General features: G+C 64.1%; 15 protein-coding genes. 11 read left to right on the top strand and 4 right to left on the bottom strand.

What is annotated here, in order from left to right; translation table 11 throughout:
• Positions 1-83 precede the first annotated feature (83 nt).
• Complete coding sequence (locus ACTHNZ_RS20310; RefSeq protein ID WP_440544371.1) at positions 84-1,028, top strand: LysR family transcriptional regulator; 945 nt, start codon at positions 84-86, stop codon at positions 1,026-1,028.
• Between the two features lie 123 nt (positions 1,029-1,151).
• Here the strand turns inward: ACTHNZ_RS20310 and ACTHNZ_RS20315 are convergent, their stop codons facing one another.
• The gene (locus ACTHNZ_RS20315) at positions 1,152-1,577 is read right to left on the bottom strand and encodes a hypothetical protein (protein ID WP_440544372.1); all 426 of its coding nucleotides are present in this window, start codon (positions 1,575-1,577) and stop codon (positions 1,152-1,154) included.
• A 357-nt stretch (positions 1,578-1,934) separates the two neighbouring features.
• Between ACTHNZ_RS20315 and ACTHNZ_RS20320 the strand changes: the two genes are divergently transcribed.
• Complete coding sequence (locus ACTHNZ_RS20320; protein ID WP_440544373.1) at positions 1,935-2,969, top strand: SGNH/GDSL hydrolase family protein; 1,035 nt, start codon at positions 1,935-1,937, stop codon at positions 2,967-2,969.
• Between the two features lie 48 nt (positions 2,970-3,017).
• On the opposite strand, the gene ACTHNZ_RS20325 is transcribed toward ACTHNZ_RS20320, so the two are convergent.
• Entirely contained in the window at positions 3,018-4,037 is a 1,020-nt protein-coding gene (locus ACTHNZ_RS20325; RefSeq protein WP_440544374.1) for an alpha/beta fold hydrolase, read from the bottom strand.
• Between the two features lie 345 nt (positions 4,038-4,382).
• Here ACTHNZ_RS20325 and ACTHNZ_RS20330 point away from each other — a divergent pair, with 345 nt between their 5' ends.
• The 9 genes from ACTHNZ_RS20330 (at position 4,383) to rbsD (ending at position 13,523) form a co-directional block, all read left to right on the top strand.
• On the top strand, positions 4,383-4,940 hold the full coding sequence (locus ACTHNZ_RS20330) for a redoxin family protein (protein ID WP_440544388.1): 558 nt from the start codon (positions 4,383-4,385) through the stop codon (positions 4,938-4,940).
• A gap of 33 nt (positions 4,941-4,973) precedes the next feature.
• A complete protein-coding gene (locus ACTHNZ_RS20335) occupies positions 4,974-5,714 on the top strand; it encodes a response regulator (RefSeq protein ID WP_440544375.1) in 741 nt (246 codons plus the stop codon).
• Entirely contained in the window at positions 5,711-7,033 is a 1,323-nt protein-coding gene (locus ACTHNZ_RS20340) for a sensor histidine kinase (RefSeq protein ID WP_440544376.1), read from the top strand. Before ACTHNZ_RS20335 ends, ACTHNZ_RS20340 begins: the two co-directional genes overlap by 4 nt.
• 376 nt (positions 7,034-7,409) lie before the next feature.
• Positions 7,410-8,384: a sugar ABC transporter substrate-binding protein gene (locus ACTHNZ_RS20345; RefSeq protein WP_440544377.1), complete on the top strand. Its 975-nt coding sequence runs from the start codon at positions 7,410-7,412 to the stop codon at positions 8,382-8,384.
• 59 nt (positions 8,385-8,443) lie between these two features.
• Positions 8,444-10,009: a sugar ABC transporter ATP-binding protein gene (locus ACTHNZ_RS20350; protein WP_440544378.1), complete on the top strand. Its 1,566-nt coding sequence runs from the start codon at positions 8,444-8,446 to the stop codon at positions 10,007-10,009.
• Positions 10,010-10,075: 66 nt separating this feature from the next.
• Positions 10,076-11,074, top strand: a complete 999-nt coding sequence (locus ACTHNZ_RS20355; RefSeq protein WP_440544379.1) for an ABC transporter permease — start codon at positions 10,076-10,078, stop codon at positions 11,072-11,074.
• Between the two features lie 31 nt (positions 11,075-11,105).
• The gene (locus ACTHNZ_RS20360; protein ID WP_440544380.1) at positions 11,106-12,143 is read left to right on the top strand and encodes a LacI family DNA-binding transcriptional regulator; all 1,038 of its coding nucleotides are present in this window, start codon (positions 11,106-11,108) and stop codon (positions 12,141-12,143) included.
• A gap of 1 nt (position 12,144) precedes the next feature.
• Complete coding sequence (gene rbsK / locus ACTHNZ_RS20365; RefSeq protein WP_440544381.1) at positions 12,145-13,128, top strand: ribokinase; 984 nt, start codon at positions 12,145-12,147, stop codon at positions 13,126-13,128.
• Positions 13,125-13,523, top strand: coding sequence for a D-ribose pyranase (rbsD, locus tag ACTHNZ_RS20370; protein ID WP_440544382.1), 399 nt, complete (start codon positions 13,125-13,127; stop codon positions 13,521-13,523). The genes rbsK and rbsD overlap by 4 nt, the downstream gene beginning before the upstream one ends.
• 2 nt (positions 13,524-13,525) lie before the next feature.
• Here the strand turns inward: rbsD and ACTHNZ_RS20375 are convergent, their stop codons facing one another.
• The gene (locus tag ACTHNZ_RS20375; protein ID WP_440544383.1) at positions 13,526-14,269 is read right to left on the bottom strand and encodes a sulfite exporter TauE/SafE family protein; all 744 of its coding nucleotides are present in this window, start codon (positions 14,267-14,269) and stop codon (positions 13,526-13,528) included.
• Positions 14,270-14,330: 61 nt separating this feature from the next.
• On the bottom strand, positions 14,331-14,643 hold a 313-nt coding region (locus ACTHNZ_RS20380), incomplete at its 5' end, for a 4Fe-4S dicluster domain-containing protein (protein ID WP_440544384.1).

Below are 14,643 nucleotides of genomic sequence, written 5' to 3' on the forward strand. Positions count from 1 at the left end.
ATGAATGCAGTGTAAGGACCGCGGGCGAGATGCGAAAGGCGCTATCATTGAACTCATTGTTTTCTATGGCGAACAATGAGCGGATGGAAACGCAGAACATTCAAGGGCTGTGGACGCACTTGCATTGGCTCACGATGCTTGCCGAGCACGGTAGCTATACGGCCGCCGCCGCGCGCTTGGGCGTGAGCAAGGCGGCGATGAGCCAGCGCATTTCGGAACTCGAGCGGGCAGCGGGCATTTCGTTGGTGCAGCGCACCACGCGCAGCGTGCGGCTGACGGAGGCGGGGCAGCGGCTCGTCGACGATACCCGGGCCCAATATGAGCAGATCGCGTCGAGCTTCGCGAGCGTCAGAGAACTTGCGGGCGTGGCGCGCGGGCTCGTTCGCATGACGGCACCCGTGGCGTTCGCGCGGCAGCAATTGGTGCCGAAGCTGCCTGCGTTCCTACGCGCGAATCCCGAGATCAAGATTCAATTGGAAGTGTCCGACCGGCTCGTTCCGCTTGCGGCGGAAGGATTCGATCTGGCGATACGCCATAGTGCCGCGGCGCCCGAGACGCACGTGGCTTGGCAACTGTGCGAAACGCATTCGGTGATCGTGGCGACGCGCAGCTACCTCAGAAAGCGGGGCACGCCGAAGACGCCGCACGATCTCGTCTCGCACGATTGTCTGTTCTATCCGCGCGCGACGGGGGCGGCGACGTGGTCGTTCACGCCCAGGTCGGCGCGCAAAACGGCCGCGCTGAAGGCCATCACCCTGCCCATCAGCGGGCAATTTTGCGCAAACAACAGTGAGACGCTGCGCGATGCGGCGCTCGACGATCTGGGGGTCGCCTTGCTGCCCGACTTCACCGCGCAGGCGGCAGTGCAAGCAGGCAGACTCGTGGTGCTGCTGCCGGAGTGGCGCGTGGCCGGCGCGTTTGCCGAGCAACTCTATATCGTGCGTCCTTACGCCTCGCACGTGCCGCGGGCAGTGAGCCAGTTCGTCGGCTATTTGCGGGAGAGCTTCGCGGATGGATTCGCATGGTAGGACGCTCCTTCACCGGGTTCAATGAAATCGCCGATTCCGACATCCGCTGAAATGCGGGATCGGGCCGAGCCGAAGTCGCGTATTCGCCCCGAGGCGGGCGGGGCCGCGAAGTCGTGAGTTCCTTTACGCTGCCGCTTTCAGCTGATCCGCCACAAGACCGAATTCGCGAGCGATGGAACGCAGGCGGTCTTGCCATTCCCAGACACCGAACGCGTCGTGGACATTCTGCAGGCAGCTCAACAGGGCGACCGTGCGTTCCTCATAGACGTTGATCTTCGCCTTCAGCAGCGCTTTGCGCAGCGCAACGATCCCGGCATCCATGTACGACGGGTGGCTCAGTGCGGAGCCGACCAGATAGCGCACGGGCACGCCTTCCATGGCGCTCGAGTAATCCGCCGGGCGAATGAAGTGCCCGATCGGGCAGCCGCCGCAGTTGCCTCGATACGCTCCGCCGCCTCGCGGCAGCAGCGCGGCGCCGCGTTGCTCGTGCAGATGCGCGACGACCCGGTCGAAGATGTCCTGATGCGTCAGAAAGGGGATGGTCTTCATGATCTGTCTCCCGCGACGGCCGCCGGTTGTTGAAGGTGATAACGGCGTTGAGAGCGGTCGTCGTTCGTTGACTTCACTATGGGCGACGCCACACGCAAGCGAAATCAGCGGTTACGGAGACGAATGTAGGATGTGCGGCCGTGCTGTAGGTATCGTCTGACAAGACCGGCCGGGCACGCCGTGGGCCAAGCCGGTATTCGCGTGATGGCACCAACTATGCTCGCTGCACAGCGCGACGCCTTGCATTCCGTGTCGCGCGTCCTCTTCGGAAAGGGGGCCCGAGGCGCCTGCGGCGCGATTCCGACGCGAACCTTTCCCGACGAGCCGAAAGCACCGGTAGCGGGAGGGAGGCGAGCCATGCAGCGAGTCCATTACAAGGTGTCCAGGGCGATCCTGGCCGCAGCGATTTCATTGCTTGCAGCGTGTGGCGGACGGGGAGAAAGCTCCGCCATCGGAAGCGGCGCCGGCAGCGGCACGGCGTCTCCGCCAGGCGGGATTCAGCTACAAGTCGTTTCGTTCGGCGACAGCCTATCGGACGTCGGTACCTATGCGCCGATTGCGAGCGTAGTGGGTGGGGGCCGGTTCACGACGAATCCTGGGCAGGTGTGGTCGCAGGATGTCGCTCAGTATTACGGCGACACGCTGACCGCTGCCTACACGATCGACGTCGCGCATAACCTGAAGGCGCAGGGTGGCCTGGGCTATGCGGAAGGCGGTGCGACCGTCGCGACGCCGGCGAATCTCTACAACTTTTTGACCGACGTGATCGGCGATATCGAAATGCCGGTCAATCAGCAGGTTTCGAATTATTTGGCCGCACACGGCAGTTTCAACGCGAATCAATTGGTGCTGGTTTGGGCCGGATCGAACGACGTGCTTCGCGCGGGGCCGCTCCCGGCCGCCGCGGCGACGGTGCAGACCGCGGCAAGCGCGCTCGCGCAAGTCGTGGGGCAGACCGTGCAAAACGGTGCCGCACATGTCGTCGTCGTCAACGTACCGAACGTGGGGCTGTCTCCCAAGGGAATTGGCCAGCCCGATGGCGGCGCCAATCTGACCCAGTTATCGCAGATGTTCAACGATAGCTTGAATGCGGCGCTGCAGACGGACGGGCTGCAAGGCAAGGTCATCCAAATCGATTCGTACGCGTGGGTGAATCAGACGGTCGCGAATTTCAAGGCGAATGGCTTCAGCGTGTCGAATACGAGCGTTGCCTGCGATCCCTCGAAAACACCCGATCAGACGGCACTGCTGTGCTCGCCGGCAACCTATGTGGCGCCTGATGCCGATCAGACCTACATGTTCGCCGACGACTTGCATCCGACCACGCATCTGCACGCATTGTTCGCCCAATATGTGGAACAGCAGATCGCGAAGAGCGGGCTCGGGCATTGATCTCCACGAAAGGGACGCCGCCGTGGAGGCGGCATTCCCTAGCCAGCATCAAAGGCGCCCGGCATCGATCACGGCTTGCGTGAATGCCTGCGGCGCTTCTTCCGGCAAATTATGGCCGATACCGCCGATGATCAGCCGGAACTGGTACTTGCCTGTGAATCGCTCGGCGTAGGCTTCCGGCTGCGGGTGCGGCGCGCCGTTGGCATCTCCTTCAAGCGCGATCGTCGGCACGGTGACGGAGGGAAAGTGGGCTAATCGGCTCTCGAGTGCCGCATATTTCGCTTCGCCCTGAGCGAGATCCAGCCGCCAGCGATAGTTGTGGACCGTAATCGCCACCTGGTCGGGATTGTCCAGTGCAGTAGCGCTGCGCTCGAACGTGGCGTCGTCGAACTTCCATTCGGGCGAGGCCAATCGCCAGATCAATTTCGCGAAATCGCGGCGGTATGTGTCGTAGCCGACTCGGCCGCGATCGGTGGCGAAATAATACTGGTACCACCACTGCAGCTCGGCTTGCGGCGGCAGCGGCTGCTTGCCGGATTGCTGGCTGCCGATCAAGTAGCCGCTCACCGTCACGAGCGCTTTCACGCGTTGCGGCCACAGTGCCGCGACGATGTCCGCTGTGCGCGCACCCCAGTCGAAACCGCCCAACTCCGCTTGCTCAATGTGAAGCGCGTCCATGAAGTCGATGAGGTCTTGAGCCAATGCCGCGGGTTCGCCGTTGCGCGCGGTGGCGGCGGACAAGAAGCGCGTCTCGCCGTACCCGCGTGCGTAGGGGACGAGCACGCGGTAGCCTTTCGCTGCCAGCGCCGGCGCGACCTGCTCGTAGCTGTGGATGTCATAGGGCCATCCATGCAAAAGAATCACGACCGGACCATCGGCAGGCCCCATCTCGGCATATGCGACGTCGAGCACGCCGGCGCGGACATGCTTCAACGGCCCCCAGGGATCGGTCGATGCGGCTTGTCCCACGGGCGATGGCGCCGGCTGCTCCGCCGCGCGTGCAACGGGGGCAAGACAAGCGAGACTCAGGGCAAAGACGCCGGCGAGGGCTATTTGCGTGCGATTCATGATGGTTATCTCCTGCGATTCGTACGGTGAGTGGACTTGGTGATCGGCCTGCCCGGGAGGGTGCGATGCGCTGGCCGGTGTGTGTATGAAACCGCGGCGGCGTATCCCGGTTGTATCGAGGCAAGCGCCGAAACGAATCGAAATGTGTAACGGCCCGGTCCAGATACGTTCCGATACAAAAGTCGGCACTCCGGCGGCGATGAGCAAGCGCATCCGTTTGCACGTTCCTTTCGTACAAACGGATACAAAAAGCCGTCGAAGCAGACACGTTCGAGACAAGTCGGGGACTTCCAATACGCGTAATGGCAGCGCGCCGCACTGCCGCCCACTTATTTGAGGCAGACCATCATGAGATCACTTCGAATCGCGGCGGTCTTGGCCGTGCTGAGCGCCGTCTTCATTGCGTTCTGGCCCAATGTCCGAACCGCGGCCGGCACCGAGAGCCCTAGTGTCGGCATGCCGGCGCCCGGTTTCGCCGGTGCGGACCGCTGGTTCAACTCGGCTCCGCTGACCATGGAGGGTCTGCGCGGCAAGGTGGTGCTGGTGGAGTTCTGGACGCGAGAGTGCATCAACTGCATCCACGTGCTGCCGCATACCAAGGCGCTCTATGAGAAGTACGCCGGAAAGGGGTTGGTCATCGTCGGCGTGCATACGCCCGAATTCGACGAAGAGCGCGATCCCGCCTTACTGCAGAAAGCCATTGGGCAATTCGGGATCACTTGGCCCGTGGCGGTGGATAATAGCGAGCGCATTTGGAACGCTTATGGCAATCGCTACTGGCCGGCCATCTACCTGGTCGATCAGCAAGGCCATATCGTCTATCGCCATGTCGGAGAGGGGGCCTACGACGAGACCGAGCAGCGTGTTCGGCGGTTACTGGCCGAACGACCGCAAGGCCAGTAACGGCAAGCCAACGTCGAGGACTCGCAAGCAAACATGGACCACATCGACCATATCCTCGTCGTGGATGACGACCGCGATATCCGCACCGGCGTCGTGGAGTATCTTCGAAAGAACGGCTTGCGCGCCAGCGCGGCGGTGGACGGCCGCGACATGCTCGCGCAATTGGATACGTCCGCGTTCGACCTTGTGGTGCTCGACATCATGATGCCGGGCGACGATGGTTTGGTGCTGTGCCGCACGTTGCGCGCAAGCAAGCACCGCGCGCTGCCGATTCTGCTCTTGACCGCGCGCGACGACGAAACCGATCGCATCGTCGGCCTCGAGATGGGCGCCGACGACTACGTGGTCAAGCCGTTCTCGCCCAGGGAGTTGCTCGCGCGCATCAAGGCGGTCATCCGCCGCACGCGCATGCTGCCGCCGAATCTGAGCATCACCGAGTCCGCGCAAACCGTTTCCTTCGGGCGGTGGCAGCTCGACACCACCGCGCGCCATCTGCTCGACGAGCAGAGGACGATCGTGCCGCTCAGCGGTGCGGAGTTTCGCTTGCTGCGCGTGTTTCTCGATCATCCGCAGCGCGTGCTTTCGCGAGATCAATTGCTGAATCTGACGCAGGGCCGCGACGCGGAACTGTTCGATCGATCCATCGATCTTTTGGTGAGCCGCCTGCGGGCGCGGTTGGAAGACAACAGCAAAGATCAGTCGTACATCAAGACCGTGCGCAGTGAAGGCTACGTCTTCAGCATGCCGATCACCGTGCATGGGGACAGCGCGTGAGCGGCTTGGCATTCCCCGCGGCAAGGCGCTGGCTGCCGCGCAGCATGGCGTCGCGCGTCTACGTGATCATCTTCGTGGGCTTGATGTTGGCGCAGGGGCTTTCCTTCGCGTTGATGGTTCACGAGCGAAATGAAAGCGCCGCCGCGACCATGTTCGATACGGTCGAGCACGAAGTCGGCACCTCGGTCGCGATGCTGGATCGCTTGCCCGCGGCCGAACGCGCCGGCTGGCTCGGCCGCTTGCAGCGCGACAACTATCGCTTCGTGCTCGGACCCGGTGAGCCCGGCATGCCGCTCGTGACGACGAGCTCGCGCATGCTCGCGGGCCGGATCGCAAAGGAAGTGGGTCCCGCTTATCGTGTGCGCGCCGATGCGATTTCGACGCGGCCCGAGCGTTATCAAGTGCACTTCACGTTGCACGACGGCTCCCCGCTGGCGCTCGAGATCATTCCTAAGGGCGTGCCGCCGATCGCGCGGTGGTTGCCGGTCGTGCTCATGCTGGAGTTGGGTTTGCTGCTCGCCTGCACCTGGTTGGCGGTGCGGTTGGCCGCGCGTCCGTTGGCGCAACTCGCGCAGGCCGCGGAAGGCATGACGCCGACGGCGGATGGCCCGCGCATGAAGGAAGACGGCCCGCTCGAAGTGGCGCGCGCCGCCGTTGCCTTCAACACGATGCAGGACCGCATCGCCCGCCATCTCAAGGAGCGTTTGCATATTCTTGCTTCGATCTCGCATGACTTGCAGACACCGATCACGCGCATGCGGCTGCGCGCGGAATCGCTGGAAGACGGCGCGGAGCAAAGAAAGATCCTCGCCGATCTGCACGAGATGGAGCACCTCGTGCGTGAGGGTGTGGCTTACGCCCGCAGTGCGCATGGCGGCGCGGAGGTGCCGGTGCGCATGGACCTGAAGGCGTTTTTGGAGGCCCTCGTATTCGACTACGAGGATATGGGCAAACCGGTCGCGCTGACGGGATCGATCAGCGGGGTGGCGATGGTTCGCCGCCAAGCGTTGCGGCGCGTGCTGGGCAATCTGATCGATAACGCCGTCAAGTATGGCGGTTCGGCCGAGGTTAGCGCCTGGCGCGACGAGCACGGTGCAATGTGTGTCGCGGTGTGCGATCGCGGGCCGGGTATTCCGGACGCGCAATTGGACCGGGTGCTAGAACCGTTCTACCGGGTGGAAGGCTCGCGCAACCGCGACACGGGTGGAGCGGGCTTGGGATTGGCCATTGCTACCCAGTTGACGCGTGCCATCGGCGGCGGCCTTCGACTCGCGAATCGCGAAGGGGGCGGGCTCGCGGCAGTCGTTACATTGCCTTGAGGACCGGTGATGTCGCTTGAATCCGCCGATTTGGTCGCCTAGCGGTCCTCGGACAGTCCGGATGCGGGGGCTGTTGAGCGCGCACCCTCGAAGTCGTTGAGGACGCCCTGGCCCGGTTACAAACCATCGTCGAGTAGGGAATAAAGCCACCGCGACAGAGTTCCCCGCGCCTCCCGCCTCATGATGCGACGCACAACGCCCGAGGGTTGACTTTACCGTTTCCCTCCTCGACTATTCGATCCGCAACCGGTTGCGAGCCATGTTTTCGCATTACTTCTGCTAAATTTGTTGCGCAACCGGTTGCGCAACAGCCTGCGACACCTGAATCGGCTGCCGGCATCCATAACCAAATCGAAGATTCCAGGAGACATCCGTTATGAAGACCCTCATTCGCCGCCGCGTGCTGGCCACCTGCATCGGCTTGGCCGCCGCCGTCATGCTGCCGCTCGGCGCGCAAGCGCAGGAACCGGCTCACAAGCCTGACGCGGCCCGACCGAAGGTCGCCCTCGTCATGAAGTCCCTCGCGAACGAGTTCTTCCGCACGATGGAAGACGGCGCGAAGGATTATCAGCAGCATCACGCCGCGCAGTTCGATCTCGTCGCCAACGGCATCAAGGACGAAACCGACACCGCCGCGCAGATCCGCATCGTCGAGCAGATGATCGTCTCGAAGGTCGATGCGATCGTGATCGCGCCGGCCGATTCGAAGGCGATGGTGCCCGTGATCAAGAAGGCGATCGATGCCGGCATCATCGTCGTGAACATCGACAATCGCCTGGATCCGGACGTGCTGAAGTCCAAGGATATGACGGTGCCGTTCGTCGGCCCCGACAATCGCAAGGGCGCGCGCCTCGCGGGCGACTACCTCGCCGCGAAACTGAGCCGCGGCGACGAGGTCGGCATCATCGAAGGCGTCTCCACGACGACGAACGCCCAGCAGCGCACGGCGGGCTTCAAGGACGCCATGGCGGCGGCCGGCATGAAGGTCGCGTCGGTCCAATCGGGCGATTGGGAGATCGACAAGGGCAATGCGGTGGCGTCGGCGATGCTCAATGCCGATCCGCACCTGAAGGCACTGCTGTGCGGCAACGACAACATGGCGCTCGGCGCCGTTTCCGCGATTCGCGCCTCGGGCCGGGCCGGCAAGGTGGCCGTGATCGGCTACGATAACATCGCCGCCGTGAAGCCGATGCTGGCCGACGGGCGTATCCTGGCGACGGTCGATCAGTTCGCCGCCAAGCAGGCCGTATTCGGCATCGACACCGCGCTGAAGGCGATCCACGATCACAAGAAGCAAAGCGAGCTCGCAAGCGTCGTCGAAACGCCGGTCGAGCTGATCGTCAAGAAGTAGGCGCGGCACCGGATCGGAACACGGATAGGCCTCGCCCTGGGGCGCTTGGAGGAGGACGCATGAAAACTGTTTCAACGGACACCGCGCAGCGTTTGCCGCCGCGCAGCCCCGTGCTGACAGTGAGCGGCGCGGGCAAGACCTACACCGTGCCGGTCCTGACCGGCATCGATCTCACGCTGAACGCGGGCGAAGTGCTTGCGCTCACGGGTGAGAACGGCGCTGGCAAGAGCACGCTGTCGAAGATCGTCAGCGGGCTCGTCAAGCCGACCTGCGGCGTGATGGAATTTCTCGGGCAGCCGTACGCGCCCGCGAGCCGCAGCGAGGCCGAGGCACTCGGTGTGCGCATGGTGATGCAGGAATTGAACCTGCTGCCGACGCTCACGATCGGCGAGAACCTATTTTTGAACCGGCTGCCGGCCATCAAGGGAATCGGCTGGATTGCGCGCAAGCGTCTGCGCGAGGATGCGCGCGTGGCGATGGCGCGCGTCGGGCTCGAAGCGCTCGATCCCGACACGCTCGTCGGCGAGCTCGGGATCGGCCATCAACAGCTCGTCGAAATCGCTCGGAATCTGATCGGCGATTGCCGCGTGATGATTCTCGACGAGCCCACCGCGATGCTGACCGGGCGCGAAGTCGATCTATTGTTCGAGCAGGTCGAGCGGTTGAAGCGCGACGGCGTATCGATCGTCTATATCTCGCACCGGCTCGAGGAGCTTGCGCGCATTTCCGACCGCGTTGCCGTGCTGCGCGACGGCAAGCTCGTCAGCGTCGGGCCGATTGCGAACTACACCACGGACCAACTGGTGACGCAGATGGTCGGACGCGACATCGGCGAGACGATCGACTTCGGCGAGCGCGAGATCGGCGCGCCGATGCTGCGAGTCGAGAAGCTCTCGCGTGGCGATGCGGTTCGCGACGTCTCGTTCGAGGTGAAGCGCGGCGAGATCTTCGGTATCAGCGGCTTGATCGGCTCCGGTCGCACCGAATTGCTGCGGGCGATCTTCGGCGCCGATGCCAAGGACGCCGGCACGGTATCGATCGGCACGCCGCCGCGGCCCGTGCACATCGGCTCGCCCGCCGATGCCGTGAAGCAAGGCATGGCCTTGATCACAGAGGATCGCAAGAGCGAAGGCCTGATGCTGCCGCAGTCGATCGCGTCGAACCTGGCGCTCAACAACTTCGGCGCCGTATCGCGCTTCGGCTGGATCGACGGCGGACGCGAGCGGGCGCTTGCCCAGCGCCATATCGATGCCATGCGGATTCGCTGCTCGGACGGGCAGCAGGCCGTCGGCGAGCTGTCGGGCGGCAATCAGCAGAAGGTGGTGATCGGACGCTGGCTCGAGCGCGACGCCGACGTTCTGCTGTTCGACGAGCCGACGCGCGGAATCGACGTCGGCGCGAAGTTCGAAATCTACAACCTGCTCGGGGAAGAAGCGAAGAAGGGCAAAGCGCTCGTGGTCGTATCGAGCGAGCTGCGCGAGCTCATGCTCATTTGCGACCGGATCGGTGTGATGTCGGCCGGCAAGCTCGTTCGCATCTTCGAACGCGGCGAATGGACACAAGACGATTTGCTGGCCGCGGCATTTTCCGGCTATGCGAAGCGTGACGAACTGCTGACGCACTGATGCACTGATGCACTGACGCATTCACACGCTCACCCGCTAGAACTAGATACTGACGAGAGACGCATCATGACGATTTCCTCCAACACGCCTGCCGACGCCGCCGCTTTGCCGGGCAAGCGCGCGGCACGGGTCGAGCTCACGAGCTATCTGGGCTTGATCATTGCGCTTGCCGCGATGATCGCGCTGTTCTCGATGCTCAGTTCGCACTTCTTCACGTACGAAACGTTCGTCACGATCGCCAACCAGATTCCCGATCTCGTCGTCATGTCGGTCGGCATGACGTTCGTGCTGATCCTGGCCGAGATCGATCTGTCGGTCGGCTCCGTGCTGGCACTGTCGGCTTCCGCCGTCAGCGTGGTCGCGCTGCAATGGCATTGGAGCGCGATTCCGGCGGCGCTCGCCGGCCTCGTCGTGGCAGCGTTGGCTGGCAGCTTGACGGGCATGGTGACGGTCGCATGGAGAATCCCGTCGTTCATCGTTTCGCTCGGCGTCCTCGAAATGGCGCGCGGGCTTGCCTATCAATTGACCGATTCGCGCACGTCGTATATCGGCAGCACGTTCGATTGGCTGGCCAATCCGTTCGCCGCCGGTATTTCGCCGGCATTCGTGATTGCGATGATCGTGATGGTCGTCGCGCAATTGGTGCTGCGTCGCACGGTGTTCGGCCGCTGCCTGATCGGCATCGGCACGAACGCAACGGCGGTGCGGCTCGCCGGCATCGATCCGCGCCCGTACAAGGTGATCGTATTCGCGTTGATGGGAGCGCTGTCCGGGCTGGCATCGCTGTTTCAGATCTCGCGCCTCGAAGCGGCCGATCCGAATGCCGGCGCGGGCATCGAGTTGCAGGTGATCGCGGCCGTCGTCATCGGCGGCACGAGCCTCATGGGCGGCCGCGGCTCGGTGATCAGCACGTTCTTCGGGGTGCTGATCATCTCCGTGCTGGCGGCGGGCCTGGCCCAAATCGGCGCAAACGAGCCGACTAAACGTATCATCACGGGCGCCGTCATCGTCGTCGCCGTCGTGCTCGATACCTATCGCAGCCGCCGCGGCGCGAGACGCGACTAGATCCCAAGAATAGCCGGGCATTGCTTTCATCATGTGGACGATCCGAGACGTAGCGGAACGGGCGGGGGTGTCGTACACGACGGTCTCGCACGTTCTGAACAATACGCGCCCCGTCAGCGAGGACAAGCGCGCGCGCGTGCTGGCGGCCATCGCGGAGATGAACTACGTGCCCTCCGCGCCGGCACGCTCGCTCAAGGCGAAGACCACGGCGACGATCGGCCTCGTCGTGCCGAACAATACGAACCCTTACTTCGCCGAATTCGCCCGCGGCATCGAGGGCTCTTTGCGCCGCCGCGGCTACTGCGTGATTCTGTGCAATTCCGATAACGACATCCTGACTCAGCGCGAGTGCCTGCGTGTCCTGCACCAGAATCGCATCGACGGCCTCATCGTGGCGTCCGTCGGCGAGGACGAGTCGGTGGCGGACGATCTGAGAGCGGTGCGCGTGCCGGTCGTGATCGTCGATCGCCCGATTGCCGGGCTCGATGCCGATTTCGTGCAGATCGATCACGAAGCCGGCGCCATGATGGCGACGCGCCATCTGCTCGATCTGGGGCACACACGCATCGGCTGCATCGCCGGGGCGCGCGACACGGCGGTCAGCGCGACCCGTGTGGCCGGGTTTAGGCGTGCGATGGCCGAGCGTGGCGTGGACGTCGTGCCGGGCGCGGTCGTGGAGGGCAGCTTCACGTGCCCGGGCGGCTATGCGGCCGCATGCGAACTGTTGGACACCGTTGCGCCCACGGCTATGTTCGCGAGCAACGACATGATGGCGATCGGTGCGTTGCGCGCGGCCGCCGAGCGCGGGCTGCGCGTGCCGGCCGACTGTTCGATCGTCGGCTTCGACGACGTCGAAATGAGCCGGTACGTGTATCCGGCGTTGTCGACCGTGGGGCAGGCGATTTTGCGGCTTGGCGATGCGGCCGCCAGCACGTTGCTCGCACGGATCAACGGCACCGTCACCGGTCCCGCGCAGACGCACATGATCGAGCCGCGGCTGCTCGTGCGCGAATCCAGTGCGCGCCTGGCCGCGCGCGTAGGACATGCATTCACTCAAACGGCGCCATGACATGACTTCGATGAGCACAACGGCAGTGGAAAAGCGCGCGGGTCGCGTCGCGGTGGTCGGCAGCCTCAACATGGATCTCGTGATCCGCGCGCCGCGTTTGCCGAGCGCGGGCGAGACGCTGGCCGGCCGATCGTTCGATACGGTGCCCGGCGGCAAGGGAGGCAATCAGGCCGTCGCCGCGGCGAGGCTCGGTGCCGACGTCACGATGATCGGATGCGTCGGCGACGACGATAACGGAAGGCAGCTCCTGGCGGCGTTGCGCCGCGACGGCATCGATTGCAGCGGCGTGGCTGCCGACCCGGCGTTGCCCACCGGCGTCGCGATGATCGTCGTCGACGATCGCGGCCAGAATGCGATCGTCATTGTGGCGGGCAGCAACGGTGCGCTGAGTCCGGCGACGATTACGTCACACGAGACGGCCATTGCGCAAGCCGATATCGTCGTCTGTCAAATGGAAGTCCCCGACGAAACCGTTCTGGCCGCGATGCGCAACGCACGCGCGCTCGGGCGAACCGTCGTGCTCAATCCCGCACCCGTGACGGGCCCGCTGCCGCGCAGTTGGCTCGAGGCCGCCGATTTCCTGATCCCTAACGAAATCGAGGCATCGGTGCTTGCGGGCATCGCCGTCGATTCGCCCGAAAGCGCGCGGCAGGCGGCAAAGGCATTGCAGGCTAGCGGCGCACGCAACGTGATCATCACGCTCGGCAAACGCGGTGTATTGGTGCTTGCCGAAGGCGAGGGCGCGAGCGAGAGCCAGGGCGACGGCGGCAGCCGTGGGCAACACTATCTTCCCGCCGAGGTCGAGGCAATCGATACGACGGCGGCTGGCGATACGTTCGTCGGCGGGTTTTGCGCGGCGCTCGCGGCGAAGCGTTCGCTCGATGAAGCCGTGCGTTTCGGCCAGGCGGCCGCGGCGCTATCGGTGACGCGCGCGGGGGCGCAAACCTCGATCCCCTATTTGCATGAAATCGAAGAAAAAGAATGAAGAAGACGCAGTTGCTCAATAGCGCGTTGTCGCGGCTCGTGGCGACGCTCGGTCATGGCGATATGGTGCTCGTCACCGATGCCGGCATGCCGGCTCCGCATGGTTCCGGAACCGAGATCATCGATCTGGCGCTGACGCCGGGGGTGCCCGATTTCGCGACGACCGTGCGCGTGTTGTTGACGGAGATGCAGGTCGAGTCGCATATCGTCGCGAGCGAAACGCTCGAGCGCACCGACGCGTGGCTCGCGAGCGACTGGATGGGCGAGATCGGGTTACGCCGAGTCGTTTCGCACGATGAACTGAAGCGACTGTCGCATCGCGCGCGCGCCGTCGTGCGCACGGGCGAGTGCACGCCCTATGCGAACCTGATGCTAGTGGCGGGCGTGACGTTCTGAAGTCAGCTGATCGGCTTCACGAAGAGACCAATCGTCAACGCGACGCCGATGCAGACGATGGCAATGCGCAGAACGCGCTCGTTCACGCGGCGCAGGGCCCATACGCCGGCCAAGCCGCCGACGATCGCGCCCGCGCCGAGCGCGATCGCCTCGCGCCAGTGAAGCTGCGAAGACGTCACGAAAATGACGACGGCGGCGGCGTTCATCACACCGGCAAGGGCATTCTTGGTTGCCCCGGCATTGCGCGTGGGCAGCCCGGCCATCGTGAGCGCGGCCATCATCAGAAAACCGATGCCGCCGCCGAAATAGCCACCGTAGATGGCGATCAGGAACTGAACGAATGCCGCGGCAACGGGCGAAAGATGGGCCTTCGTTTCTTGCGGCCGGCGCACGAAGCTGCCCCAGGCGAACACGGCGGTTGCGAACAGCACGAGCCAGGGAACGAGCCGAGTGAAGACCGACGAGGGGGTGACGAGAAGCAGAATCCCGCCTACCGCGCCGCCTACCACGCTGACGCCGAACAGCACGGAGAACGGGAGCCGGTTCGCACCGGTGACGAGGCGTCGCCCAGCGAAGCCCGATACCACTTGACCCGGGAAGAGGGCGACCGTCGACGTGATGTTCGCGGCGAGCGGCGTCATGCCCGAGATGATCAAGGCGGGCAGCGTGACGAACGAGCCGCCGCCGGCGAGGGTGTTTTGCAGGCCGGCCCATAGGCCGGCCACGACGACGAGAAGAAGCAGCATGAACGCGGAGAGCAGGAGGTTGGTAATAGGGAATGCCCGATCCTACCTCAGGCTCCCGCCATCAAACCGCGCGGCGCACCATCAGTTCCTTGATCTTGCCGATCGCCTTGGTCGGGTTCAAGCCCTTGGGGCAGACGTCGACGCAGTTCATGATCGTATGGCAACGGAACAGACGGTAAGGGTCTTCCAGGTTGTCCAAGCGCTCGCCGGTGGCCTGGTCGCGCGTATCGGCAATGAACCGGTACGCCTGCAATAGGCCAGCGGGGCCGACGAACTTGTCCGGATTCCACCAGAAGCTGGGGCACGAGGTCGAGCAGCTCGCGCACAAAATGCATTCGTACAGCCCGTCGAGCTCTTCGCGCTCCTCGGGCGAC

The organism is Trinickia sp. (genome assembly GCF_051953955.1).
In the GTDB taxonomy this organism is placed as follows: domain Bacteria; phylum Pseudomonadota; class Gammaproteobacteria; order Burkholderiales; family Burkholderiaceae; genus Trinickia.